Source organism: Psychrobacter sp. W2-37-MNA-CIBAN-0211 (genome assembly GCF_040309405.1).
In the GTDB taxonomy this organism is placed as follows: Bacteria; Pseudomonadota; Gammaproteobacteria; order Pseudomonadales; family Moraxellaceae; genus Psychrobacter; species Psychrobacter glaciei.
Map to the genome: position 1 here is coordinate 1 of NZ_JBEOOU010000438.1, position 250 is coordinate 250.

General features: G+C 43.6%; 1 pseudogene. It reads right to left on the minus strand.

From position 1 onward, the window contains the following. A pseudogene (locus AAEY72_RS15800) lies at positions 1-250 on the minus strand (hypothetical protein); the annotation flags it as partial.

The following is a 250-nucleotide window of genomic DNA, read 5'->3' on the forward strand; positions in this document are numbered from 1 at the left end:
CTAAAAAAGTGCAACACATCTAGTGGTTGCAGCTCTTCGTTAAGATTGTAAAAGCATAAGCTTGGCTCGTCTATATCAATGTGGTTTAGTGCCATAGCACGGCCATTAAAAATAAAGTAACCGCCTTCAACATTCACTTTAAAGCCTCGCTTTGTTGTCTCTGCGGCCAATAAACGCTCGTGCACTAGCTCGGTGAGTGCTTTAGCTTGTAAATGCCGATTTGCCCATTGCCAATGTGGCTGTATCACGT